The organism is Streptomyces sp. NPDC048424 (genome assembly GCF_040651555.1).
Taxonomy (GTDB): domain Bacteria; phylum Actinomycetota; class Actinomycetes; order Streptomycetales; family Streptomycetaceae; genus Streptomyces.
In genome coordinates this window covers 205956-229715 of sequence record NZ_JBEZKE010000003.1, presented here as the reverse complement: position 1 = coordinate 229715, position 23760 = coordinate 205956, and the positions used below count along the sequence as shown (strand labels likewise).

At 73.8% G+C, this 23760-nt stretch carries 18 protein-coding genes, 1 tRNA gene and 1 pseudogene; 9 read left to right on the top strand and 11 right to left on the bottom strand.

Annotated elements, in window-relative coordinates:
• Nucleotides 1-7: 7 nt before the first annotated feature.
• On the bottom strand, nt 8-616 hold the full coding sequence (locus tag AB0D29_RS05855) for a hypothetical protein (protein ID WP_362852329.1): 609 nt from the start codon (nt 614-616) through the stop codon (nt 8-10).
• A gap of 260 nt (nt 617-876) precedes the next feature.
• Between AB0D29_RS05855 and AB0D29_RS05850 the strand changes: the two genes are divergently transcribed.
• From AB0D29_RS05850 to AB0D29_RS05840, 3 genes are all read left to right on the top strand, one after another.
• On the top strand, nt 877-2592 hold the full coding sequence (locus AB0D29_RS05850; protein WP_362852328.1) for a serine/threonine-protein kinase: 1716 nt from the start codon (nt 877-879) through the stop codon (nt 2590-2592).
• Between the two features lie 211 nt (nt 2593-2803).
• A complete protein-coding gene (locus AB0D29_RS05845; protein ID WP_362852515.1) occupies nt 2804-4051 on the top strand; it encodes a sensor domain-containing protein in 1248 nt (415 codons plus the stop codon).
• Complete coding sequence (locus AB0D29_RS05840) at nt 4039-4695, top strand: response regulator transcription factor (RefSeq protein WP_362852327.1); 657 nt, start codon at nt 4039-4041, stop codon at nt 4693-4695. Before AB0D29_RS05845 ends, AB0D29_RS05840 begins: the two co-directional genes overlap by 13 nt.
• Nucleotides 4696-4697: 2 nt before the next feature.
• Here the strand turns inward: AB0D29_RS05840 and AB0D29_RS05835 are convergent, their stop codons facing one another.
• The 3 genes from AB0D29_RS05835 to metG form a co-directional block, all read right to left on the bottom strand.
• Entirely contained in the window at nt 4698-7220 is a 2523-nt protein-coding gene (locus AB0D29_RS05835; RefSeq protein WP_362852326.1) for a bifunctional serine/threonine protein kinase/MFS transporter, read from the bottom strand.
• A 40-nt stretch (nt 7221-7260) separates the two neighbouring features.
• Nucleotides 7261-8475 carry a glycosyltransferase 87 family protein gene (locus AB0D29_RS05830; protein WP_362852325.1) on the bottom strand — a complete coding sequence of 405 codons (1215 nt, stop codon included), beginning with the start codon at nt 8473-8475 and terminating at the stop codon, nt 7261-7263.
• A gap of 151 nt (nt 8476-8626) precedes the next feature.
• Nucleotides 8627-10342: a methionine--tRNA ligase gene (gene metG / locus AB0D29_RS05825; protein WP_362852324.1), complete on the bottom strand. Its 1716-nt coding sequence runs from the start codon at nt 10340-10342 to the stop codon at nt 8627-8629.
• Between the two features lie 461 nt (nt 10343-10803).
• Between metG and AB0D29_RS05820 the strand changes: the two genes are divergently transcribed.
• Both AB0D29_RS05820 and AB0D29_RS05815 read left to right on the top strand, forming a co-directional pair.
• Nucleotides 10804-11352 (top strand): sigma-70 family RNA polymerase sigma factor, encoded by a 549-nt coding sequence (locus AB0D29_RS05820; RefSeq protein WP_362852323.1) that lies wholly within the window; start codon nt 10804-10806, stop codon nt 11350-11352.
• Between the two features lie 824 nt (nt 11353-12176).
• Nucleotides 12177-12896 (top strand): annotated as a pseudogene (locus AB0D29_RS05815) (IclR family transcriptional regulator C-terminal domain-containing protein); the annotation flags it as partial.
• A 379-nt stretch (nt 12897-13275) separates the two neighbouring features.
• On the opposite strand, the gene AB0D29_RS05810 reads toward AB0D29_RS05815, so the two are convergent.
• A tRNA-Leu gene (locus tag AB0D29_RS05810) sits at nt 13276-13360 on the bottom strand.
• 268 nt (nt 13361-13628) lie between these two features.
• Between AB0D29_RS05810 and AB0D29_RS05805 the strand changes: the two genes are divergently transcribed.
• Nucleotides 13629-14795, top strand: a complete 1167-nt coding sequence (locus AB0D29_RS05805) for a low temperature requirement protein A (RefSeq protein WP_362852322.1) — start codon at nt 13629-13631, stop codon at nt 14793-14795.
• Here the strand turns inward: AB0D29_RS05805 and AB0D29_RS05800 are convergent.
• Complete coding sequence (locus AB0D29_RS05800) at nt 14782-15723, bottom strand: beta-ketoacyl-ACP synthase III (protein ID WP_351585472.1); 942 nt, start codon at nt 15721-15723, stop codon at nt 14782-14784. The genes AB0D29_RS05805 and AB0D29_RS05800 overlap by 14 nt on opposite strands.
• Before the next feature lie 206 nt (nt 15724-15929).
• On the opposite strand from AB0D29_RS05800, the gene fdhD reads away from it, so the two are divergent.
• On the top strand, nt 15930-16757 hold the full coding sequence (fdhD, locus tag AB0D29_RS05795) for a formate dehydrogenase accessory sulfurtransferase FdhD (RefSeq protein WP_362852321.1): 828 nt from the start codon (nt 15930-15932) through the stop codon (nt 16755-16757).
• Here the strand turns inward: fdhD and AB0D29_RS05790 are convergent.
• The 4 genes from AB0D29_RS05790 to AB0D29_RS05775 all read right to left on the bottom strand — a co-directional run bounded on the left by AB0D29_RS05790 (nt 16747) and on the right by AB0D29_RS05775 (nt 19857).
• Nucleotides 16747-17199 (bottom strand): hypothetical protein, encoded by a 453-nt coding sequence (locus tag AB0D29_RS05790; protein ID WP_362852320.1) that lies wholly within the window; start codon nt 17197-17199, stop codon nt 16747-16749. The two genes, fdhD and AB0D29_RS05790, sit on opposite strands and share 11 nt — an antisense overlap.
• A 1-nt stretch (nt 17200) precedes the next feature.
• Nucleotides 17201-17638, bottom strand: coding sequence for a (2Fe-2S) ferredoxin domain-containing protein (locus AB0D29_RS05785; RefSeq protein WP_362852319.1), 438 nt, complete (start codon nt 17636-17638; stop codon nt 17201-17203).
• Nucleotides 17639-17647: 9 nt separating this feature from the next.
• Nucleotides 17648-18688 carry a bile acid:sodium symporter family protein gene (locus AB0D29_RS05780; RefSeq protein ID WP_362852318.1) on the bottom strand — a complete coding sequence of 347 codons (1041 nt, stop codon included), beginning with the start codon at nt 18686-18688 and terminating at the stop codon, nt 17648-17650.
• A gap of 149 nt (nt 18689-18837) precedes the next feature.
• A complete protein-coding gene (locus tag AB0D29_RS05775; RefSeq protein WP_362852317.1) occupies nt 18838-19857 on the bottom strand; it encodes a hypothetical protein in 1020 nt (339 codons plus the stop codon).
• A gap of 280 nt (nt 19858-20137) precedes the next feature.
• Between AB0D29_RS05775 and AB0D29_RS05770 the strand changes: the two genes are divergently transcribed.
• Both AB0D29_RS05770 and AB0D29_RS05765 read left to right on the top strand, forming a co-directional pair.
• Nucleotides 20138-20989, top strand: a complete 852-nt coding sequence (locus AB0D29_RS05770) for a LysR substrate-binding domain-containing protein (protein WP_362852316.1) — start codon at nt 20138-20140, stop codon at nt 20987-20989.
• Nucleotides 20990-21141: 152 nt separating this feature from the next.
• The gene (locus AB0D29_RS05765; protein ID WP_362852315.1) at nt 21142-22965 is read left to right on the top strand and encodes an AMP-binding protein; all 1824 of its coding nucleotides are present in this window, start codon (nt 21142-21144) and stop codon (nt 22963-22965) included.
• Nucleotides 22966-22981: 16 nt separating this feature from the next.
• Here the strand turns inward: AB0D29_RS05765 and AB0D29_RS05760 are convergent, their stop codons facing one another.
• The gene (locus AB0D29_RS05760; protein WP_362852314.1) at nt 22982-23605 is read right to left on the bottom strand and encodes a DUF308 domain-containing protein; all 624 of its coding nucleotides are present in this window, start codon (nt 23603-23605) and stop codon (nt 22982-22984) included.
• Between the last annotated feature and the right edge of the window lie 155 nt (nt 23606-23760).

Here is a 23760-nt window from a genome sequence, read left to right as displayed (position 1 = left end):
GGCGGGGTCAGCCGCGGCTCTTGGAACGCGGACGCAGGGCGGCGGCGGCGAGCACGGCCGGGGTGGTGACGACGACCATGAGCATCACGGTGGACATCCCGTTCGGGCCGCGCCGCTCCAGGGCCACCGCGCGGTACGGACGCACGTGGAAGGCGCTCACACGCGCGGCGGCGGCCCTGGGCAGGGCCGGGGCGGGTGCGTCCGCGGGCGCCGTCGCCCTCTCCTCGGCGGGATCCGGCGCGGGCCCCGGCGGCTCCGCGTCCCCGGCCACGGCCTCCGCGGAAGGCACGGCCGGACCCGGCTCGCCGGGCGGGACCACCGGCTCCGGCAGTGCGGGCCGCTCGGGTCGTCCGGGCCGCTCGGGGGCGGCGGCCGGCACGGGCGTCCGCCCCGGGTGGTGCACGGTCGGCCGGTCGGCGCCGGGCACGGCCGCCCGTACGGACGGTCGTCCGGAAGGCTGCGCGACGGGCCCCCTCGGCTGCGGCCCCTTCATCGGCACGCACAGGTCGACGCGGGCGCCGCGGCCGTGGCCGTCACCCGCGACCGCCACGTGGCCGTGCAGCGGGCAGAGCGCCGCCACCAGCCCCGCCCCGGCGAAGTACTGCCAAGCGGTCACGCGCGTCCTCCCGAATTCCGCGGCCGATGCATGGTCACGGCTGAAGAAACGATCAAGGCCCCGCTTCGACACGCCGCGGACGGAACGGGAACCCGGACGCGGCGATCACGTCACCCGGTCGTGCGTGCGTCGTGTTGTCCGTCGTGCGTGCGTCGTACGTCCGCCGTGCGTCCGCCGTGCGTCCGTCGCACGTCCGTCGTGCGGCCGCGCGTGCGTGCGCCCGGCCCCGCCCCGCACCGGCGATGCGGCATGATGGCGCCATGGGGACCCAGGGGGAGAACGCCCGACTCATCGCCGGGCGTTACCGGCTGGACGCCAAGCTCGGCCGCGGTGGCATGGGCGTCGTGTGGCGCGCCACCGACCAGCTGCTCGGCCGGAGCGTCGCCGTCAAGGAGGTCGCACTCGATCCCGCGCTGTCCGAGGACGAGGCCCTGCTCCAGCGCGAGCGCACGCTCCGCGAGGCGCGCGCGGCCGCGCAGCTCAAGCACCCGCACATCATCGTGGTGCACGACATCGTCGAGGACGGCGAACGCCCGTACATCGTCATGGAGCTGGTCGAGGGCGGCTCCCTCGCCGACCGGCTCTCCCGTACCGGCCCGGTGGACCCCGCTGAAGGCGCCCGGATCGGGATCGCCCTGCTCGGCGCCCTGCGCGCGGCGCACGCCGCGGGAGTGCTGCACCGGGACATCAAGCCGGCGAACGTCCTGCTGGAGGCGCCGGGCGGCCGGCCCGTCCTCACGGACTTCGGGATCGCGCAGGTGGCGGGCGCGACGACGCTGACCTCGACCGGGGCCTTCGTCGGTTCCCCGGAGTACACCGCGCCCGAGCGGATGTCCGCGCAGACGCCGGTGGGGCCCGAGTCCGACCTGTGGTCGCTGGGGGCCCTGCTGTGCGCCGCGGTGAGCGGCGCCTCCCCGTTCCGGCGGGACTCGCTCGGCGGGGTGCTGCACGCGGTGGTCTACGACGAGATCCGGCCGCCCGCCGCGTGCGGGCCGCTGCTGCCGGTGGTGCGGGGGCTGCTGGAGCGCGATCCCGCCGAGCGGCTCGGCGCGGAGCAGGCGGAGCGACTGCTGCGGGCGTACGCGGCGGCGCCGGAGTACACGCCGACGCAGGACGTGGCCGGACCCGCCCTGGCCGTACCCGTGCCCGTACCGGCGCCCCTGCCCACACCACCGCCCGTGCCGGCGACGGCGCCCGTCACCGCCCCCGCGGCCGCGGCCCCGGCCGTCCCCTCCGCCCCGAAGCGCCGGCCGGCGGCGGCGCTGATCGCCGGCCTGCTGGTGGCCGCGATCGCCGGGGCGGGCGTCTCCGCGGCCGCGCTGCTCATGAACGACGACGAACACCCGCAGCAGGCGTCCACGAGCGGGGTCGCGGGCGGCCGCAGCGCGGCCACGGACGTGGTCGCCTCCGCACCCCCCGCACCGACCACCCCCTCCGCGACCACCCCCTCCGCGAGCGGCCCCGGCGAGCGGACCCCGACGGTGAGTCCGGCGGCGCCGCGGCCGCTTCCCCCCGCGTCCGACGACAAGGCCGCCCCCGCCGGCTACCACGTGGTCGTGGACCCGGAGGGCTTCTCGCTCGCCGTCCCCCTCGGCTTCACGCGCAAGGTCGAAGGCCCGCGGATCTTCTACATGTCCCCCGGCGAGACCTTCCGCATCGGCATCAAGGTGGCCGATCCGGAGTCGGGCGGACCACTCGCCGTACACCAACGGGCCCACGCCAAGGGGCCGTCGAGCAACCCCGGCTACCGGGACGCCGAGGTCGTGGCCAGCACGCACGATGGCCACGAGGCCGCCCTCTGGCTGTTCACCTGGAACGGCTTCTCGGCGGCCGAAGGCCCCCGGCACACCCGCGACCTGTGCTGGGAGGAGGGCGGCCGGCTGTACGACGTGTGGGTCTCCTCGCCGGTCGGGCGTTCCGGTGAGGCCCGCGGCTACTTCGACACGGCGGTACGGACCTTCGTACGGACCGGCTGAACGGCGGGGCCCGGGAGGGCTTCCCGGCCTTGGGCGCCGTGATGTGACGGGGTGACGGTTCCGGGCCGGCGTCCGGGCGGCCTCGGTCCTGCGCCCTCTAAACTGGGGACACATGTCTGACTCCCTCCCCCTCGGCGAACCCGCCGCCGGACCGGCCGCCGCACCTGCCGCCGCACCTGCCGGCGAGCCCGCGGTCGCCGTCCGGGCGGCGATGCGAAGGCCGCTGCGGTTCCTGGGCTCGTGGTGGCCCTGGCGGTGCTGGGCGTACGTGGGCAGCGGGTTCCTCATCGGCTATCCGGTGCTGGTCGTCCTGGGACTGCTCGTCGGGCTCGGCGTGGTGCTCGCGGTGGCCGGGATCGGGCTGCTGCTCCTGCTCTGCGCGGTCGTCGCCGGGGTGCCGCTGGGGGCGCTGGAGCGGTGGCGGCTGCGGTGCGTGGAGCCCGTGCCCGTGGCGGATCCGCACGCCTCGCTCGCCGGGGCCGGGCCGGCGGCCTGGCTGCGGACGAGGCTGCGCGAGCGGGCCACCTGGCGGGAGTTCGGGTACGCCGCGCTGCTCGGGCCGGTCTTCGGGGCGGCCGGGTTCCTCGTGATCACACTGGTGGCGTTCTCCCTGATCCTCGTCGCGACCCCGGTCACCGTCTGGGCCATCGCCCCCGACCACGTGATGCTGATCCCCGGCCGGGCCGTCTCCGGGCCGCTGGAGGCCCTCGGCGGCACGGCGGTCGGGCTGATCGGACTGATGGCGGCGGCGTACGCGGCAGCCCTGCTCGCGGGGGCCCAGGTCACGACCGTGCGCCGGCTGCTCGGGCCGCGCGAGGAGGCCGACCGGGTCCTGGAGCTCACCCGCTCCCGGGTCCGGCTCGTCGAGGCCTTCGAAGCCGAACGGCGCCGCATCGAGCGAGACCTGCACGACGGCGCCCAGCAGCAGCTGGTCGCGCTCAGCATGACCCTGGGCCTCGCCGAACTGGAGCTGCGGGGGCTGCCGGAGGCCGCCGGAGCCGCCGCGCTGGTGGCCCGGGGCCGCGGCGAGGCGAAGGTGGCCCTGGAGCAACTGCGCGACCTCGTACGGGGCATCCACCCGCAGGTGCTCACCGACCACGGGCTCGCGGCGGCCGTGGCCGAGGTGGCCCTGCGCCATCCCGTACCGGTCACGGTGGACCTGGACCTGCCCCGGCTGCCCGAACCGGTGGAGATCACGGCGTACTTCACGGTCACGGAGGCCCTGGCGAACGCCGCCAAGCACAGCGGTGCCTCACGGATCGCGGTCGCGGGTAGGGTCGAGGGCGACCGGCTCACCCTCTCCGTCACCGACGACGGCCGCGGCGGCGCCGATCCCGGCGCGGGAGCGGGACTGGCGGGACTCGCGGACAGGGTGGCGATGTTGAAGGGCAGGCTGGTGGTGTCCAGTCCGGTGGGCGGGCCGACGGAACTGCGCGTGGAGGTCCCGTGCTCAGGCTGATCCTCGCCGAGGACTCCGTACTGCTGCGCGCCGGGCTGACGGAGCTCCTCACCCGCGGCGGCCACCGGGTCCTCGCCGCCGTCGGCAGCGCCGAGGAGCTCGTACGGGCGGTGGCGGCGGAGCGGCCGGACGCCGTCGTCACCGATGTGCGGATGCCGCCCGGCTTCCGCGACGAGGGGCTGCGGGCCGCGCTCGAACTCCGTTCCCGCGACGCGTCGTTGCCCGTGCTCGTGCTCTCCCAGTACGTGGCCACGGCCTACGCCGCCCAGCTGTTCACCGGGGCCTCCGCGGCCGGGCTGGGCTATCTCCTCAAGGACCGCGTCGGCGAGGTTTCGGAGTTCCTCGACGCCCTCCAGCGGGTCGCCGACGGCCAGACCGTCATCGATCCGGAGGTGGTACGGGTCCTGCTCGGCCGGCAGTCCGAGGACCGGCCGCTGGCCCGGCTGACCCCGCGCGAGCGCGAGGTGCTGACCCTGATGGCCTCGGGCCTCAACAACCAGGCCCTGGCCGCACGGCTGTTCATCACCGAGGCCGCCGTGGTCAAGCACGCGTCCAGCATCTTCACGAAGCTCGACCTGGACTCCACCGAGGGCAACCGCCGCGTCCTCGCGGTCCTGGCCCACCTGGCGGGCCAGGAGGCCTAGGCCTAGGCAGTGTCCCGCCGCGGGGCCCCGGTCCTGATCAGCAGGGCGGCGGGCAGGGCCGCGAGCAGGAGGCCGCCGACCGCGCACCACAGGGTGGTGGTGTAGGAGTCCAGCATCCGGGCGAACAGGTCGGTGTCGTCCGAGACCCGGTCCAGGTGGCTCACCAGGACCGTGCCGAGCACGGCTCCGCCGATCGACTGCCCCAGGTGGTGGGCCGCGCCGAGGGCCGCCGAGGCCCCGCCTGCGTGCTGCGGGGACACCCCGCCCGTCGCGATGGCGTAGAGCGGGACGAGGGTCAGGCCCAGGCCGACGCCGGTGAGCAGCATGCCGGGCAGCATCCCCGTCGCATAGGTGGTCGCACCCCCCACACCGGCCAGCAGGGCCAGCCCGAGGGCCGTGGCCACCAGGCCCGGCAGGATCAGGGAGCGCGGTGCGACGCGGGGCAGCAGGCGGGCGGAGACCTGGGTGGCGGTCACGAGGGCGGCGGCGACCAGGGGCAGGTGGGCCGTTCCGGACGCGGCCGGTCCCTCGCCGCGGATCTGCTGGGCGAAGAAGCCCAGGGCCGGGAGGAGGGCGACCGTGGCGGCGCCGGCGAAGAGGAGGACCAGGAGGGAGGCGAGGCGGCTCCGGTCGGCGAGGACGTACGCCGGGAGCAGCGGGCCGGACGTCCTGGTCTGCCACCGCAGGAAGGCGGCGAGCAGCGCGATGCCGCCCACGAACAGCAACAGGCTCAGGGGGGAGGCCCAGCCGGCCGTCTCGACCTCGGCGAGGCCGTAGGTCAGGGCGGCGAGTCCCGCCGATCCGAGGAGCACGCCGAGTCCGTCGAACCGGGCGCCGGTACGGCCCGGACGGTCGGGCAGCAGGGTGAGCGCGCCGATCAGGGCGAGCACGGCGAGCGGAACGACCGACCACAGGGCCCAGCGCCACGCCAGGGTCTCGGCGAGCCACCCGCCCGTGAACACGCCGAGCGCGCTTCCGCCGGCGGCGACCGCCGCGTAGATCCCGAAGGCCCGGGCGCGTTCCCGGGGTGCGGTGAAACCGGTGGCCACCAGGGACAGCGCCGCCGGGACGAGCAGGGCGGCGAAGGCGCCCTGCAGGGCGCGGGCGGTGATCAGCAGCCCGGAGCTGCCGGCCGCGCCGCTGAGCGCGGCGGCCACCGCGAACCCGAGCAGGCCGGCCACCAGCATGCGCCGGGCCCCGAGCAGGTCGGCGAGGTGCCCGCCGAGCAGCAGCAGTCCGCCGAGGGCGACCAGATAGACGCTGAAGACCGTGCCCAGGCCGTCGACGCCGAGGTCGGCATGGATCTGCGGACCCAGCAGGTTGAACTGCGCCGCTTCGACCAGCACCAGCAGCTGCGTCAGGGCGAGGACGGCGAGGCCCCACCACCGCTTGGGGTGCGGGGGCGCGGGGGCGGACGGGTCGCCGGGGGCGGGGCCCGGGGGCGGGCCGAAGCCGTCCGCGGGGCCGAAGTGGCCGGGTGCCGTGGGGGCGTACGCGGGCGGCGTCCCGTACGGGGAGGCGTCCCGGCGGGACTGCTCCGGCACGAGGCGGGGGTCCGGCGCCCCGGCGGGCGCGCCCCCGCTCGAACCCTCGCTGCCGGCTACGGCTCCGGCTCCGGCGGGAGACGCCGGGGCGTAGTCCAGCAGCTGTGCGGCATGTCGCCCCAAGTGGGCCAGGACCGTGCCCGGGAGCCATTCCCCGGGTGCGTCCGCCGCCGTACGCGCCGCCACCTCCTCGGGGGTGGGCCGTCGGGCCGGGTCCTTGTGCAGGCATGCGCCGACGAGGTCGACCAGCGACTCCGGTACGCCGGACAGGTCCGCCTCCTCCTCGGCGATCCGGAAGAGGTGGGCGTTCAGACCGGTGTCGGTGGCGCCGAAGAGCATGCGTCCGGTGGCCGCGTACACGAGGACCGCGCCGAGGCAGAAGACGTCGCTGGCGGGGGTCAGTTCGAGTCCGCGCACCTGTTCCGGGGACATGAACCCCGGTGAGCCGATCAGCATGCCGGTGCGGGTGTGCAGGCTGTCGCCGGTCAGGCTGTCCATCGCCCGTGCGATGCCGAAGTCGATGACGCGGGGCCCGTCGACGGTGACGAGCACGTTGGACGGCTTCAGGTCGCGGTGGATCAGGCCCGCGTCGTGCACGGCCCGCAGCGCGAGGGCGAGCCGGTTGGCGAGGGTCCGCACCGAGTCCTCGGGCAGCGGCCCGAACTGCCGGGCGACCACGGTCTGCAGGTCGGGTCCCGGGATGTACTGGGTCGCCACCCAGGGCACGGCGGCTTCGGTGTCGGCGTCGAGCACCGCCGCCGTCCAGCTGCCGCCCACCCGGCGCGCGGCGGCCACCTCGCGGGCGAACCTCCTGCGGAATTCGGGGTTCCCGGCGAACTCCGCCTGGACCACCTTCACGGCAACGGTACGGCCGCCCTCGGAGCGGCCCAGGTAGACCAGGCCCATGCCGCCCGCGCCCAGCCGGGCGATCAGGCGGTACGGTCCTATACGGGTCGGGTCTTCGGCGATCAGCTGATCCACGGACGGAAGGATAGTGGAACTATCCAATGCGCGGGGGCCATCAGGCGAAATGCCCTCCCGACCGCTCGTTCCGTGCTTCCGGACGCCCGTCCGGCGACCGGAGCCGCGCCGAGCCCGTCACGACGCGGGAGACGCCCGGGACCGTCACCGTGCGGGACCAGAGGGCCAGCAGCACCGGGAGCGCCAGGTAGCCGAAGCGGCCGGCGGGGGCCAGCAGGAAGGCCGCGGTGAGGCCGATCGCGAGGCGGTCGGCCGCCGCGACCAGGGTGCGCGGAGGCCGGACCAGCAGCGAGAGGGCCACCGCCAGGCCGCCCATGGCCAGCAGAGTCACCGTCAGATACCACCCCCAGGAGCCGAGTTCGGCGATGAGGTGTCCGGGGAGCGGGCTGCCGGCCGGGGTCGGGACCTCCGCGCGTCCGGTGGGGAAGGCGAACACCTGCCGCCACATCTCGCCCGGCTGGAGCAGCGCACCGGGCAGCACCAGCAGGGCCGTGCCGCCGGCCGCCGCCAGCGCGCAGCGCACCGCCGGCCGCCCGCCCCGGCAGACCGCCAGCAGGGCCACCACCACCGCCACCGCGGGCAGCGCCGTCCACTTCAGCGCGCACGCCCCGGCGAGGGCCGCGCCCGCCACGACGGGACGGCCCGCCGCGGCGGCGGCGAGCGCCAGGCAGCACAGCCCGGCCAGCGGCAGGTCCACCCCGCTGACGGCCAGGGGCAGCGCCACCACGGGCGAGGCCACGAGCGCGGGAAGCAGCGGGGACCGGGCCGCGCCGAGCAGTCGCCGCCCGGCCCACAGGCTGCCGAACAGGGCCGCCGCGCACCAGATCCGGGCATCGCCCAGCAGCCGGACGACCCAGCCGTCCCCGCCGCCGAGCAGCGCCCGCGGGAGGCCGAGCAGGGCCATGCCGGGCAGGTACGGCGTGTACTCCTCCACCGCCGCGGGCCCTTCCACGTAGAGCCGGCCGGACTCCAGCAGGAGCCGCCCGGACCGTTCGATGACCCTCACTTCCGACTGTCCCTGGCCGGTCAGGACCAGCCACAGCAGGGGCACGGCGACGGCGCCGAGCAGTGCGGCCCCGAGCGCGGCGCGGCGGCGGCCCAGGGCGGTGGCCGCGGCGGCGGCGAGGTAGCCGCACGCCGCGCACCAGCCCCACAGCCGGTGGGGTTCCAGCGGGGACAGCAGCGGAAAGGACAGCGCCCAGGCGGCCGCGAGCAGCCAGCCCGCGGTCCAACGGGCGGTACGGGAAAGGGTCATGGCCCCATTCCAGCCGCGCGGCCCCCACCGGGTCTGCACGCCCAGGTGGACACTTCACGGTGGGGTTTTCCCTACCGTCTTCGCCCGGCGGGCACGGATGAGGGGCGCGACCCGGAAGGTCGCGCCCCTCATGCGGCGGTCAGGCGAAGGCTCAGGCCTCCGGGGAACCGCCGAAACGCTCGCGGTAGGACTCCAGGTCCTCCTCGGTGACCCGCGCGAAGAGCACCGGCGGCACGGTGAACGGCGTACCGGCCGGGACCGCGTCCAGCGCCTTGGCCTGCTCCGGGGTGATCCACGTGGCCGTGTCGTCGGCGAGCGCGAAGGAGGAGCGCATGGCGCGCGCCGAGGCCGGGATGAACGGCTCGGAGACCACCGAGTAGAGGTGGATGAGGTTCATGGCGGTGCGCAGGGTGAGCGCCGCACCGTCGAGGTCGGTCTTGACCTCCAGCCAGGGGGCCTTCTCGTCCAGGTAGGAGTTGCCGGCCGACCACAGGGCGCGCAGCGCGGCCGCCGCCTTGCGGTACTGGAGGGACTCCATGTGGCCCTCGTACTCGGCCAGCAGCTCGGCGATCTGCTCGCCCAGCTTGGCCTCGACCTCGCCGGCGGGGCTGCCGGCGGGGACCTCGTCGCCGAACTTCTTGCGGGAGAAGGTCAGTACGCGGTTGACGAAGTTGCCCAGGGTGCCGCCGAGGTCCTTGTTGACCGTGGCGGCGAAGTGCTCCCAGGTGAAGGAGGAGTCGTCGGACTCGGGCGCGTTGGCGATGAGGAAGTAGCGCCAGAAGTCGGCCGGGAGGATCTCCAGCGCCTGGTCGGTGAAGACGCCGCGCTTCTGCGAGGTGGAGAACTTGCCGCCGTAGTACGTCAGCCAGTTGAAGGCCTTGACGTAGTCGACCTTCTTCCACGGCTCGCGGGTGGCCAGTTCGGTGGCGGGGAACATCACCGTGTGGAACGGGACGTTGTCCTTGGCCATGAACTGCGTGTAGCGGACGTCCTCGGCCTCGTACCACCACGACTTGTAGTCGCGGTTCGCCGGGTCCAGGTCCGACCACTCCTTGGTGGAGCCGATGTACTCGATCGGGGCGTCGAACCAGACGTAGAAGACCTTGCCCTCGGCGGCCAGCTCCGGCCAGGTGTCGGCCGGGACGGGGACGCCCCAGTCGAGGTCACGGGTGATGGCGCGGTCGTGCAGGCCCTCGGTCAGCCACTTGCGGGCGATGGAGGAGGCGAGCTGCGGCCACTCCTCCTCGTGCTCGGAGACCCAGGCCTCGACCTCGTGCTGGAGCTTGGACTGCAGGAGGAAGAGGTGCTTGGTCTCGCGGACCTCCAGCTCGGTGGAGCCGGAGATGGCCGAGCGGGGCTCGATCAGGTCCGTGGGGTCCAGGACGCGGGTGCAGTTCTCGCACTGGTCGCCGCGGGCCTTGTCGTAGCCGCAGTGCGGGCAGGTGCCCTCGACGTAGCGGTCCGGCAGGAAGCGGCCGTCGACCGGCGAGTAGACCTGCCGGATCGCGCGCTCCTCGATGAAGCCGTTCTCCTGGAGCCTGCGCGCGAAGTGCTGGGTGATCTCGCGGTTCTGCGCGGAGGAGCTGCGGCCGAAGTAGTCGAAGGACAGCTGGAAGCCGTCGTAGACCGCCTTCTGGGCGTCGTGGGCCTGCGCGCAGAATTCGGCGACCGAGATGCCGGCCTCCTTGGCGGCGAGTTCGGCGGGGGTGCCGTGCTCGTCGGTGGCGCAGATGTAGAGGACGTCGTGGCCGCGCTGGCGGAGGTACCGGGAGTACACATCCGCCGGAAGCATCGACCCGACCATGTTGCCCAGGTGCTTGATCCCGTTGATGTACGGAAGCGCGCTGGTGATCAGGTGTCGAGCCATCCTCGGATGCTCCATTTCCTCTGTGCGGTACCACGTGACGTGACGGAATGTGAGTGCGGTTCATCGTATCGAACCGCCGAAAGGCCACGCGCCGCATTTGTTCATGGGGGACATAACGCAAAAGCGAGGGCAGTGACCTCTCCGTCACGGCCCTCGCGATCGGGCCCATGGTACAGGCGGACCGCAGGGCGCCGGACCGCAGGCCACCGGACCGGTGACCGGCGGCACCGGCAGCAGGCATATGCATACGTGCTGGCTGAAGCCTCGCGCGATCGACATCGATCACAAGTCGATCATCGCCGACGCAATGCTTCCAGGTTTCTTCTCTGCGCCCTCCGAGTGCGCCCGCGCTGCTTTCCTGTTCTGCGCACAGGGGATGAGGTGGAGCGGTGAACGATGGCGGACCGGAGGAGTCCGGTGGGGCCGTGGGACTACCGAGCCGGCGTCGGCGGCCGACTCCCATGAGCCAGTGGCACCCGACGGCGCGCCTGTCGTACTGGGCCTTCCACGCCAACCGGCGGCCCGCGTACATGCGCTTCGCGTATCTGCAGCTGGGTTCCGACGCGGCGGCGGAGGAGGCGGTGGACGCCACCTTCGACTCGATCATGGGCGAATGGCTCCGGATGCTCCACATGGACCGTCTCGACGCCTACGCGTGGACCGTGCTCAAGCACTGCCTGGTCGACCGGCAGCGCCGGCGCCACCCCTGGCAGCAGCAGCCCGAACCGATGGACATCAGCGCCTTCGAGGCCGCCCTCAAGGAGGCCCACGCCGACCAGTACGAGGTACTGACCGACACCATCCGCTTCTACTCCGCCGTCTCCCGGCTCGCCGAGCGGCAGCGCGACGCCGTACTCCTGCGGTACGGGCTCCAGTGCACCCCCGGCGAGGCCGCCGCCGTGATGGGCGTCGACGAGGCCACGGTCCGCTCCTACCTCGGCCAGGCCCACCGGCGGCTCGCACGCCTCCTCGACACGTCCGCCGAATCAGCCGAATCAGCCGGCTCATGAAGCGGTACGAACCCCAGGAGCGCCAGGGCGGCGACGGAACCCCCCGCTCCCTCGCCGAGTTCCTCGCCCGGGCGGGCGTCCGCGACCGCTACCGGTACTACGACCTCGGCGCGGCCGAGGCCCGGCTGCTGCGGCCGACACCGCACGGGCCGGTCCCCGCCCACCGGGCCCGGCGCCGGTCCGCCTACGGCTGGAGCGATCCGGCCCGGGACTGCCCGCTCGACGCCGAACGGGCCCGGCGCGACCTCAAGGCCGTCTGCCTGGCCTCCGTGTGCGCGCCGAAGGCCGGGGCGCACCTCGACTCCTTCCGCACCGGCGGCCACACCGACCTGGCCGGCGCGGTGGTCTTCGGCTGCCTGCTGCACCTCGCCGGGCTGCGCGAAGGCTCGCGCTTCTGGTGGCAGTTCGCGGCCGGTTCCGGGAGCCCGCCGACCGCGGCCGCCGCGTACTGCCTCTTCCTCGACCACTCCCGGCGCGGTGAGCACCACGACGCCCGGCACTGGGCGCGCGAGTTGGGCCGCCGCGGCTTCCGGCCGGGCGGCCGGCGGGACCTGCGGGAGGTCCGGCTGTGCGCGCAGGCGGCCGTGCTGCGCCACGTCGACCAGTTCGAGGACCCGGACCTGGGCCCGGTGCCGCTGCCGCGGCCCGGGCTGTCCGGGGTGCTGGCCGCGTTCCTGGCGCCGCCCGTCTCCGTGGCGGCGACGGCGACGGCGACCGTCCCGGCGCCGGGGGCAGCGGTGCGGCCGGCCGCCGGACCGCTGCGCCACCCGGCACTGACGGCGGCGGCCCGCGGGACCGTCGTCCAGGGCGGGACGAGCGAGGCCCTGGCGGAGGCCCGCCGCGCGCTGACCGTCGTACGCGTGCTGGAACAGCACCCGTTCGGGGTGCACGCCGCCCAGCTCGCACGCGAGTCGGGCCTCTCCGAGGGGGAACTGCGCCCGCTCCTGTCGATGCTGTGCGAGGAGGAGTACGCGTACCGCCCGGGCGCGGGGGTGTACGGGCGCGGGCCCGCCCTGGACCGGCTCGCCGCCCCCGGCGGCCACGGCCTGGCCGGCCAGCTCCAGCGCACCCTGGCCCTGGCCCGGGACAGCGCGGGCGCCGCGGTGTACCTCAGCCGGTACGCCGAGGGCGAGGTCCGGATCACGCAGATGGCGGACGGGCCCGCGACCCCGCCGGTGCGGGAGTGGGTCGACTTCCGGGCGGCCGCGCACGCCAGCGCGGTCGGCAAGTGCCTGCTGACCCAGCTCGACCACGACCGCCGCGCGGACCACGTGGCCCGCCACCGGACCGCCCGGCTCACTCCGCGGACGATCACCGACAGCAGGGCGCTGTTCAGCGCCCTGGACGCGGTCGCCCCCGGCGCGCCCGTCTTCGACCTGCTCGAATACTCCCCCGGGGTCGTCTGCTCGGCGGTCCCGATCGCCACCGGCGACGCGGCCGGGAGCCTCGCGCTCTCGCTGCCCGCGACCCATGCCCACCGGCTGCCCGAGGCCACCGCGGCCCTGCGCCGCAAGGCCGTCCCGGTCCTCCTGGCCCTGCTCCTGACCGGCGCGATCCCCCCGGACGCCACGGCCGCCGCCCCGGCCCCCGCGGACGCCCCCGCCGCGGATCCTCCGGCCCGGCCCCTGCCGATGAGGGCTCCGGTCACCCCGGAGACCCTCCGCCACCTGCGCCGCCTCTTCCGCACGCCGCTCACCGGGGCCACGGTCACCCCGGCCGGCCCCCACCTGGTCAGCGACACCACGGCCGCGGCGGCCTACCTCTTCGACGCCGCCCCGGCAGGCGACCAGCCCCGCCTGTCCCTTCCCCACACCTTCACGTCGGTCACCCCGGGCAGCCTGACCACCCCGACGGGCCTGGTGGTGCTGGGCACGTGAACGGCAAAAAAGAAGAACCCCACACGATGTGTGGGGTTCTTTCTTGTGTCCGAGGGGGGACTTGAACCCCCACGCCCGATAAAGGGCACTAGCACCTCAAGCTAGCGCGTCTGCCATTCCGCCACCCGGACCAGGTGGTCGGCCCCGGTTTCCCGCGGCGACATGGACAACAATAGCAAAGGATCGGCGGGGTTCCGACCACTTATCCGAGCGGTGGGCGTCCGCCACGCCGGGCTGACCTGCACGCATGCACTGACGGCCGTAGCGAGACGGGATGTCTCGCCGCTGTCGGGCGGGGTGGGGCGGCGGCGCCGCGGGACTTCCGGATGCCGATACCTCTGGACACGGGGGGAGGCCGGGCGGTCGGATGGCTGCGCACACGTCCGGGGGGAGCCGCGCATGGAAACCGAGCACCGCGTCAGCACGCTGGAGCTGTTCTTCGACCTCGTCTTCGTCTTCACCATCACGCAGTTGACGGTGCTGCTGGCGGACGACCTGACCCTGCGGGGCGCGGGACAGGTGGTGCTGATCTTCACCGTGCTGTTCTGGATGTACGGGGGCTACGCGCACCTGACGAACCAGGTGCCGCCGGACCGGACCGTCCGGCGGGTCCTGCTCATGCTGGCCATGGGGGCGTTCCTGGTGTGCGCGCTGGCCGTGCCCACCGCGTTCGGGGCGGGCGGCGTGGCCTTCGGCCTCGGGTACGTGTTCGTCGTCCTCGTGCACAGCGCCCTCTACACGCAGGCGCACGGGTTCGGAGTGCTCTGGTTCGCGCTGCCCAACATGCTGTGCGCGCTGTCGGTGCTGGCCGCCGGGTTCTTCGACGGGCCGCCCGCCTGGGGGCTGTGGATGCTCGCCCTGCTGATCCAGTTCGCCGTGCCGCAGCTGGTGCAGCGGGTGGCGGCGAGCGGGGCGGAGGCCGCCGAGACCGTGACCGCGGTGACGACCGTCAGCGATCAGCTCGGCGGCATGAGCTCCGGGCACCTCGTGGAGCGGCACGGGCTGCTGCTGATCATCGTCTTCGGCGAGTCCGTCATCGCGATCGGCATCGGAACGGGCTCGCTGCCGCTGTCCGTGGGGATCGCCGGGGGCGCCTTCCTCGCGCTCGCCGTCGCGTCGGCGCTGTGGTGGATGTACTTCGTGCGCGACGAGGGCCGGGCCGAGGAGGTCTTCGCCGAGACGCCGCCGGAGAACCGTTTCAAGCTGGCGATGCTCGCCTACTACTACGCCTTCCTGCCCATGCTGCTCGGGATCGCCGCCTTCGCGGCCGGCGTCAAGAAGACCATCGGGCACCTGGGCGAGCACCTGCACACCGGCCCGGCGCTCGCCCTTGCGGGCGGGGTCGCCGTCTACCTCGCCGGGGACCTGGCCTTCCGGGCGGTGCTCGGGATCGGCCCGGCCCGCTTCCGGGCCGCGGCGCTGGTGCTCGTCCTGGCGACGGTCCCGGTCGGGACGGGCGCCACCGGGCTCTGGCAGCTGGTGGCGCTCGTCGTCGTGCTCCTGGGGACGCTGGGCGCCGAGGTGCGCTGGGCGCCGGGCCGCACCGCGGCGGTTACGGGCAGCTGATGACCTGGCCGGCGTAGGAGAGGTTGCCGCCGAAGCCGAACAGGAGGACCGGGGCGCCGGTGGGGATCTCGCCGCGCTGGACCAGCTTGGACAGGGCCATCGGGATGCTGGCGGCCGAGGTGTTGCCGGAGTCGACGACATCGCGGGCGACGACGGCGTTGACGGCGCCGATCTTGGCGGCGAGCGGCTCGATGATCCGCAGGTTCGCCTGGTGCAGGACGACCGCGGCCAGGTCCTCCGGGGTGATTCCGGCCTTCTCGCACACCTTGCGGGCGAGCGGCGGGAGCTGGCTGGTGGTCCAGCGGTAGACGGACTGGCCCTCCTGGGCGAAGACCGGCGGCGAGCCCTCGATCCGGACCGCGTTGCCCATCTCCGGGACCGAACCCCACAGCACCGGGCCGATGCCCGGCTCCTCGCAGGCCTCGACGACGGCCGCGCCGGCGCCGTCGCCGGTGAGCACGCAGGTGGTGCGGTCGTTCCAGTCGGTGATCTCGGTCATCTTGTCGGCGCCGATGACCAGGGCGCGGGTGGCGGAGCCGGCGCGGATGGCGTGGTCGGCGGTGGCCAGGGCGTGGGTGAAGCCCGAGCAGACGACGTTGATGTCCATCACGGCGGGGCCGCCGCCCATGCCCAGCTTGGCGGCGACGCGCGCGGCCATGTTGGGCGAACGGTCGATCGCAGTGGAGGTGGCGACCAGGACGAGGTCGATGTCGTCCGGGGTCAGGCCGGCGCCGGCCAGCGCCTTGCCCGCCGCCTGGTAGGCCAGCTCGTCCACCGGCTCGTCCGGGCCCGCCATGTGGCGGGTGCGGATGCCGACGCGGGACCGGATCCACTCGTCGGTGGTGTCGACCATGGCCGCGAGGTCCTCGTTGGTGAGCACTTTCGCGGGCTGGTAGTGCCCTAGCGCCACCACGCGTGAACCGGTCATGGGCGGGGTCCCCCCTTGTACGGAAGTCAGGATCACCCAGCTTCGCCTGCTACTGGTGGGTACGGGTGCGCGTGACCCGACAGGATTCCGGCCCCGGATTTTGGAGCTTCCCGAGGATCCACCTGCCGGGGGCGTCGCGGGAAGCGGAACCGGGAGAATGAGCTCGTCGGATACCGGCGAGAAACAGAAGGGGAGGGCTGATCACCATGGGACGGGTCACCGAACGCCGTCGCGTCGTCCGGATCCGGAACGGCGGGGCTGGCGTCCGCCCGGACACGCTGGTGGCCGAGGAGCCGCTGGAGATACGTCTGAACGGCAAGCCGCTGGCCATCACGATGCGTACGCCGGGCGACGATTTCGCGCTGGCGGTGGGCTTCCTGGTCAGCGAGGGAGTACTCGCGGCGGCATCGGACGTGCAGGCCGTCACGTACTGCGAGGGGGCGACCGAGGACGGTTCGAACACCTACAACGTGGTCAACGTGCAGCTGGCCGCCGGGGTCCGCGTGCCGGACATCACGCTGGAGCGGAACGTCTACACCACCTCCTCCTGCGGCCTGTGCGGCAAGGCCAGTCTGGACGCGGTCCGTACGGCGACCCGGTTCCCGGGGATCGCCGCCGATCCGGCACGGGTCCCCGCGGAGGTCCTCTGCGCGATGCCGGACCGGCTGCGCGAGGCGCAGAAGGTCTTCGACCGTACGGGCGGGCTGCACGCGGCCGGGCTGTTCACGGCGCAGGGCGAGCTGCTGGACCTGCGGGAGGACGTGGGCCGGCACAACGCGGTGGACAAGATCGTCGGCCGCGCGTTCCAGGCCGGCCGGCTCCCGCTGGCGGGCGCGGTCCTGCTGGTGTCGGGCCGGGCCTCCTTCGAGCTCGTGCAGAAGGCCGTGATGGCGGGCATCCCGGTGCTGGCGGCCGTCTCGGCGCCGTCCTCGCTGGCGGTGGACCTGGCGCTGGAGTCGGGCATGACCCTGGTCGGCTTCCTGCGGGGACCGGACATGAACATCTACGCGGGCGAGGAGCGGATCACCCTGTAGCGGTCCTGCGGTAGGTCTCGCGGTCTCCGCCGTGGTAGCCGAGGAAGGCGGCCTGCGCATCCGACCTGATCGCGAACCAGTCGGCACAGCGCTCGCCGTCGGTGCCGGCGGCGCCGTCGACGGCGAACCGGATTCTGACGCCCGGGTCTTCGTCGGAGTGGGTGGCGAGCACCCAGGCGCCTTCCGCGGAGAACCCGTCGGCGGGCGATGCCGAGGCGGGGCTCGCACAGTTCCAACCGGAGGCATGGGTGAGCCGGGCCCGGCCGTCGGCCATCACCTCGAGCCGGGCTCCGCGGTCGCCCTCCCACGTGCCGGTGACGTCCTCCTCCGTCAGCGGCGGAGAGGACGTGCCGCCCACGAGACCGAAGGCCAGGGCCAGCAGGAACAGCAGCCCGAAGAGCACGCCGAACAGCACGAGCACCGCGCGGGCGAGGTTCTGCACGTCAACGCCCCCGGCGGGCGCGGCGGGAGGCGACGGACGGCGAAGGCTCCTTGGGGGCCGGGGGGTCGATGCGGTGGAGGTCCAGGGTGGCCGGGAGCGGGGTGGTGCCCGGGCCGCCGGATTCGGCCCAGGCGATGATCTCGTCGGTCGCGGTGTCGTCCAGGGCCCAGCCGAACCAGGTCGCGCGGGCGCCGCGGCGGCGGGCCTCGGTGGTGGGCTGCACCACGATCACGTTGGCCTGGGCGCAGGGGCCGAGGCACTCGCTCGTACGGACGGCCAGGCGGCCCCCGGAGGCGGCCGCGGCCTCGCGCAGCCGGGCGAGTTGGCCGGCGTGGTCGGAGCCGGGGTTCTTGCGGGGGTCGCCGCAGCAGCAGCCGCGGCAGACCACCAGGGTGCAGGGTCGTTCGGCGTGGGCGGCGAGCGGGCGTATCCAGGTCACCACCGCACGTTATCGGGCCTGACCGGTGGGCTGTTGGGCCGCGGGCGAGACCTCCGCCACACGGTCGGCGGCGGGCTCCTGTTCCGGGTCCCGGGCGCGGCGGCGGGCGATGACCGCGCAGACCATCAGCTGCATCTGGTGGAAGAGCATCAGCGGGAGCACGGCGAGGCCGGCCTGGGCTCCGAACAGCAGGCTGGCCATGGGGAGTCCGGCGGCCAGGCTCTTCTTCGACCCGGCGAACTGGATGGCGATGCGGTCGGCGCGGCCGAAGCCGAGGCGCGCCGAGCCGTACCAGGTGACGAGCAGCATGACGGCGAGGAGCACCGCCTCGACCAGCAGCAGGGCGCCGAGCCGCGGGAAGCTGACCTGGTGCCAGATGCCCGCGGTCACGCCCGCGCTGAAGGCGGCGTAGACGACGAGCAGGATCGAGCCGCGGTCGACGTAGCCGAGGACCTGCTTGTGGCGGACGAGGAAGCCGCCGACCCAGCGGCGCAGGGCCTGCCCGAGGAGGAAGGGCAGCAGCAGCTGGAGGGTGATCTTGAGGAGCGAGTCGAGGGAGAAGCCGCCCGCGTGGCCGCCGAGCAGGCCCGCGGCGAGGAGGGGCGTGAGGACGATGCCGGCCAGGCTGGAGAAGGAGCCGGCGCAGATCGCGGCGGGCACGTTGCCGCGGGCGATCGAGGTGAAGGCGATGGAGGACTGGACGGTCGAGGGGACCAGGCAGAGGAAGAGCAGGCCGCTGTAGAGCGGCTGCGTCAGGACGCCGGGTACGAGGCCGCGGGCGGCCAGACCGAGGAGCGGGAAGAGCAGGAAGGTGCAGGCGAGCACGGTGAGGTGCAGCCGCCAGTGGCGCAGTCCTTCGAGGGCCTCGCGGGTGGAGAGCCGGGCTCCGTAGAGGAAGAAGAGCAGGCCCACGGCCGCGGTGGAGGCGCCGTCGGCGATCGGGGCGGCCGCACCGCGGGCGGGCAGCAGGGCGGCGAGGCCGACGGTGCCGAGCAGGGCCAGGACGTACGGGTCCAGGGGCAGCCGGGCGGGGAGGTGCGGGCGGCGCATGGGCGGGGTGCTCACTTGCTGTCGGGGGGAGTGGCGCCCGGGCGGACGAACCCGGGCGCGGTGCTCCCTCCATGGTCGACGGTGGGCGGTGATCGGGAAACCCGTACACCGCTCTCACTGTCATCACGACCTGCGATGGCGGGCGGGTGTCACGTCCCGTCGGTCGCGGGGGCGGACGCCGGGGCCGGTGCGGGTGCGTCGGTGACGGTGGCGCTGGCGGCCGCGGTGGCGATCAGGGCTTCCGCGAGGTTCTCCTTGCGCATCCGCAGGTCGACGTAGAGCAGGGCGTTCACCAGCGAGGGGAAGCCGTACTGGAAGAGCGAGCTGAGTACGCCGCCGACCAGGATGGCGATCGCGTACACGATGAGCCCGACGATGATCTGTTCCGGATCCGCGTTGCCCTCGCTCCCCGCCGTCAGGGCGGGGAAGAGCGAGACCATGCCGACGAAGCCGAACGGCATCTGGATGGCGTAGCCCACGGCGCCGGCCACCATGGACCCGACCAGCGAGATGCCGAAGACGCGCCACCAGCCGCCGCTGACCAGCTGGGAGGAGCGCCGCAGGGACGCGACCGGGCCGAGGCCCTCGCACACGGCGACGGCGGGCGCGAGGCTGAACCGTGTCATGAGCCAGACCGCGAGGGGCATGTAGAGGAGGACGCCGGGGATCAGCAGGGCGAGGGTGGCCGGCGGACCGGAGGAGTCATCGGCGGACATGACGATCAGCGGGATGCAGACCGCGTAGAGGACGAGGATCGGCCCGCCCACGATCAGCCCGGTCAGCAGCAGGGTTCCGAGCACCGACGGCATCCGGGACCAGGCGCGGCTCCACATCGCGAGGAAGGTCGTGGGCCGGCCGACCACGGCTTCCTGCACCACCGCGGGGCACAGGGCGGCGATCATGGCCGCGCCCAGCGCCGCCACGACGAGCAGGAGCACGCCGGCGGGTACGAAGGACAGGAGCAGGGACGCCACGTCGGCGCCGTCGGGGTCCTCGCCCGGCGGGAGGTCGAAGAGGGCGGCGAACCGGTCCTGCGTGACGGCGACGGTGACGCCGATCGCGGCGACCACGATCATGATTCCGATGGCCTGTACCGCGAGCATGACGCCGATCAGGGGCTTCGCGTACCGGCGGAAGGAGGTGAAGGCACCGTTGAGTATCTCGCCCACGGCGAGCGGGTGCAGGGGTATGACGCCGGGCTTGGGCGGCGGTGGGAACGGCGGCGGCCAGCTCCCTCCCCACTGTGGATTCGGCTGTCCCGGGTAAGGTCCCGGCCCCGTGGTGTACGACATCAGTTGTCCCCCTCGAAATGAAGGGACACGTTAACCCGCGACGATGCCGTGCCGAGCATCCGGCCCCTGCCCCGTGGACCGCTCGTGTGCAGGTCAACGGCCACGACGTTGACCGTCGTCCGTGGGAAGGGCCCGGACAGGACCTAGCATCTTCGGTGTGTACGACCCCGTCCAGTTGCGCACGTTCCTCACGGTGGCCCAGACGCTCAGCTTCACGCAGGCCGCGGGGCGGCTCGGCGTGCGGCAGTCCACGGTCAGCCAGCACGTGCGGCGGCTGGAGGAGGCGACGGGACGGCCGCTGTTCGTCCGGGACACGCACAGCGTGGAGCTGACGGAGGACGGGGAGGCGCTGCTCGGCTTCGCGCGGACGATCCTGGAGGCGCACGAGCGGGCGGCGGCCTTCTTCGCGGGGACGCGGCTGCGGGGGCGGCTGCGGTTCGGGGCCTCGGAGGACTTCGTGCTGACGCGGCTTCCGGAGATCCTGGAGGGCTTCCGGCACGAGCACCCCGAGGTGGATCTGGAGCTGTCGGTGGAGCTCTCGGGGACGCTGCACGAGCGGCTGGACGCGGGGCGGCTGGACCTGGTGCTGGCGAAGCGGCGCGGGCCGGGCGACGAGCGGGGCCGCCTGGTGTGGCGGGACCGGATGGTGTGGATCGGCGCGGAGGGGCTGCGGGTTGACCCGGATCGTCCCGTTCCGCTGATCGTCTTCCCGCCGCCGGGCATCACCCGGGCCCGCGCGCTGGAGGTGCTGGAACGCGAGGGCCGGTCCTGGCGGATCGCGTGCACGAGCGGCAGCCTGAGCGGTCTGATCGCGGCGGCCCGGGCCGGACTGGGCGTGATGGCGCACACCCGCGGGCTGATTCCGCCGGGCCTGGTGCGGGTCGGCGGGCTGCCCGAGCTGGGGCCGGTGGAGTTCGCGCTGCTCCGCGGGCCGCGCGCCTCCGCCGCGGCCGAGGCGCTGGCGGCGGCCGTGCTCTGCGGCGCGGACCGGCTCAGCCGCGCCGGCTGACCCGCGCACGGGCCGCCGGGAGCCCCGACGCCGCACGTCAGAGGCATGGGACGGCCGGTCACTGGGGAGGTCTTGTGGAGGAATCCGATTGCTGATCAACGCCCCTTGACCGTGAGGTACGTTCACCGCGGCGCGCGGAGAGGAGCGGGGCCTTGCGCGAGATCACCGTCCCACCGGTCGTCACGGGCGCGCCCGTCGGCGGACTGGCCGACGTCGTCTTCCGGCACGCCCACGAGGAGCCGGACCGGGTGGTGCTCGGCCGCAAGACCGACGGTGTCTGGCGGGACGTCACCTCCGGGGAGCTGGCCGCCGAGGTGCTGGCGCTCGCCAAGGGGCTGCTGGCCCAGGGCGTGCGCTTCGGGGACCGGGTCGCCGTCATGTCCCGTACCCGGTACGAGTGGACCCTCTTCGACTTCGCCCTGTGGGCGATCGGCGCCCAGCCCGTCCCCGTGTATCCGACGTCCTCCGCCGATCAGGTGCACTGGATCCTGTACGACACCGACTGCACGGCCTGTGTGGTCGAGGACGAGGACCAGGCCATGACGGTGGGTTCGGTCATCGACCGGCTCCCCCACCTGCAACGGCTGTGGCAGCTCGACGCCGGGGCCGTGGCGGATCTCGTCGCGGACGGCCGCGGGGTCGCCGAGGACGTCGTGCACCGCCATCGGCGGGCCGTGACGCCGGACGCGACGGCCACCGTCATCTACACCTCCGGCACCACCGGCCGCCCCAAGGGGTGCGTGCTGACGCACGCCAACTTCATGTACGAGGCGGACACCCTGGTGGCCCGCTGGGAGTCCGTGTTCCAGGGCAGGCAGGGCGAGCAGCCGTCCACCCTGCTCTTCCTGCCGCTGGCCCACGTCTTCGGACGGATGGTGGAGGTGGCCGCCGTCCGGGCGCGGGTCAAGCTCGGGCACCAGCCGGTGCTGGCGGCGGCCGAGCTGCTGCCCGACCTGGCCGCCTTCCGGCCGACCTTCGTGCTCGGGGTCCCGTACGTCTTCGAGAAGGTCTTCGCGGCCGCCCGCCGCAAGGCGGAGGCGGAGGGGCGTTCGGGACCCTTCGACCGGGCGGTGGAGACGGCCGTGCGGTACGCGGAGGCACGCGAGCGGAAGGCGTTCGGCATCGGGCCGGGGCCCTCGGCCGGGCTGCGGATGGAGCACCAGCTCTTCGAGAAGCTCGTCTACGGCAAGGTCCGCGAGGCGATGGGCGGCCGGGTGCGGCACGCCATGTCGGGCGGGTCGGCGATGTCGCGCCGCCTCGGGCTGTTCTTCGACGGCGCCGGGATCACGGTGTTCGAGGGGTACGGCCTGACCGAGTCGTGCGCGGCGGCCACCGCGAACCCTCCGGAGGCGACGAAGTACGGCACGGTGGGCCGGCCGATCCCGGGCAGCACGGTGCACATCGCGGACGACGGGGAGGTGTGGCTGCACGGTGACCACATATTCGCCGGGTACCTCAACGACCCGCGCGCCACGGAGGCGGTGCTGCGGGGCGGCTGGCTGGCGACCGGGGACCTGGGGCGGCTGGACGAGAGCGGCTACCTCACGATCACCGGCCGCAAGAAGGACATCCTCGTGACCTCCAACGGCAAGAGCGTCGCGCCGGCCGCGCTGGAGGAGCGGGTCCGTTCGCATCCGCTGGTGTCGCAGTGCGTGCTGGTGGGCAACGACCGGCCGTACATCGCGGCCCTGCTCACGCTGGACATGGACGGGATCGCGCACTGGCTGTCGATGCGCGGCCGGCCGCAGCTGCCGGCCCCGGACCTGGTGAACGACCCCGAGCTGACGGCTGAGGTCCGCCGGGCGGTGGTGGCCGCGAACACCCTGGTGTCGCAGGCGGAGGCGATCCGCACCTTCCGGGTGCTGGGCGAGCAGTTCACGGAGGAGCGGGGGCTGCTGACGCCTTCGCTGAAGCTGAAGCGCCGGGCGATCGAGAAGGCGTACGCCAAGGAGGTCGCGGCGCTCTACGCGCCGTGAGTCCGGCGCCCGGCGTTCATCCCGGACGGGGCGCGGGTTTGGGCGTGCTCCGGCGGGTGGCGGAGCGCAGCGCGAAGGCCATCACCACTTCGAACACGCCGAGCAGGACGAGCCACAGGCCGAGCAGCCGCGTCAGGGCGACGGCGGAGTCCACCGGGAAGCAGAGCACGACGATTCCGGCGACGACTCCGAGGGCGCCGAGGCCGAAGGTCAGGCCCCGGTGCACGAGCGCGCGGTCGGCGATGGCGACGTATGCCGTGAGCACTCCGGTCATCAGCCAGAACACCCCGACGATCAGGGACAGCGCACCGATGGTCTGCATCGGATGCCGCAGCACCAGGACGCCGGCCAGGAACGCCAGCAGGGCGATCAGGACGCCGGCCAGTCTGCTGCTGCCCCCGTCACTGCTGTGGGAGAAGGCCGATACGAAGCGGAAGCCGCCCGCCACCAGCAGCTGCAGACCGATGATCACGGCCAGGATGTGCAGCGTCTCGTCGGGCCAGACGAGCACCAGGATGCCCGGGATCAGGGTCGCGAGGGCGAAGCCGAGTGCCCAGTGCCACGAGTTTCCGAGCTGGCCGAGGACGTCCTCGGGGTCGCTCTGCGCGTGCCGGGGCGCCGCGTCGGAGGGTACGGTCATCACGCCTCCAGGGACAGTCGGACGGCACGCGGGAGTCCCGCGAGCCGCCGGACATGCTTTTTACCTTTCCGATCCACTTTAGTCGGATATGACAGGTTTTGCCGTGCCGAAGAAGGGTCCACACGCCGAGGCCGGGGGCGGAGCGCCTCGCCGGC

Bases quoted from the DNA above. Each gene is read 5' to 3' on its own strand.
- AB0D29_RS05850 (WP_362852328.1), top strand. From the start codon at position 877: ATGGGGACCCAGGGGGAGAACGCCCGACTCATCGCCGGGCGTTACCGG.
- AB0D29_RS05845 (WP_362852515.1), top strand. From the start codon at position 2,804: ATGCGAAGGCCGCTGCGGTTCCTGGGCTCGTGGTGGCCCTGGCGGTGC.
- AB0D29_RS05830 (WP_362852325.1), bottom strand. From the start codon at position 8,475: ATGACCCTTTCCCGTACCGCCCGTTGGACCGCGGGCTGGCTGCTCGCG.
- metG (WP_362852324.1), bottom strand. From the start codon at position 10,342: ATGGCTCGACACCTGATCACCAGCGCGCTTCCGTACATCAACGGGATC.
- AB0D29_RS05820 (WP_362852323.1), top strand. From the start codon at position 10,804: ATGAGCCAGTGGCACCCGACGGCGCGCCTGTCGTACTGGGCCTTCCAC.
- AB0D29_RS05805 (WP_362852322.1), top strand. From the start codon at position 13,629: ATGGAAACCGAGCACCGCGTCAGCACGCTGGAGCTGTTCTTCGACCTC.
- AB0D29_RS05800 (WP_351585472.1), bottom strand. From the start codon at position 15,723: ATGACCGGTTCACGCGTGGTGGCGCTAGGGCACTACCAGCCCGCGAAA.
- fdhD (WP_362852321.1), top strand. From the start codon at position 15,930: ATGGGACGGGTCACCGAACGCCGTCGCGTCGTCCGGATCCGGAACGGC.
- AB0D29_RS05780 (WP_362852318.1), bottom strand. From the start codon at position 18,688: ATGCGCCGCCCGCACCTCCCCGCCCGGCTGCCCCTGGACCCGTACGTC.
- AB0D29_RS05760 (WP_362852314.1), bottom strand. From the start codon at position 23,605: ATGACCGTACCCTCCGACGCGGCGCCCCGGCACGCGCAGAGCGACCCC.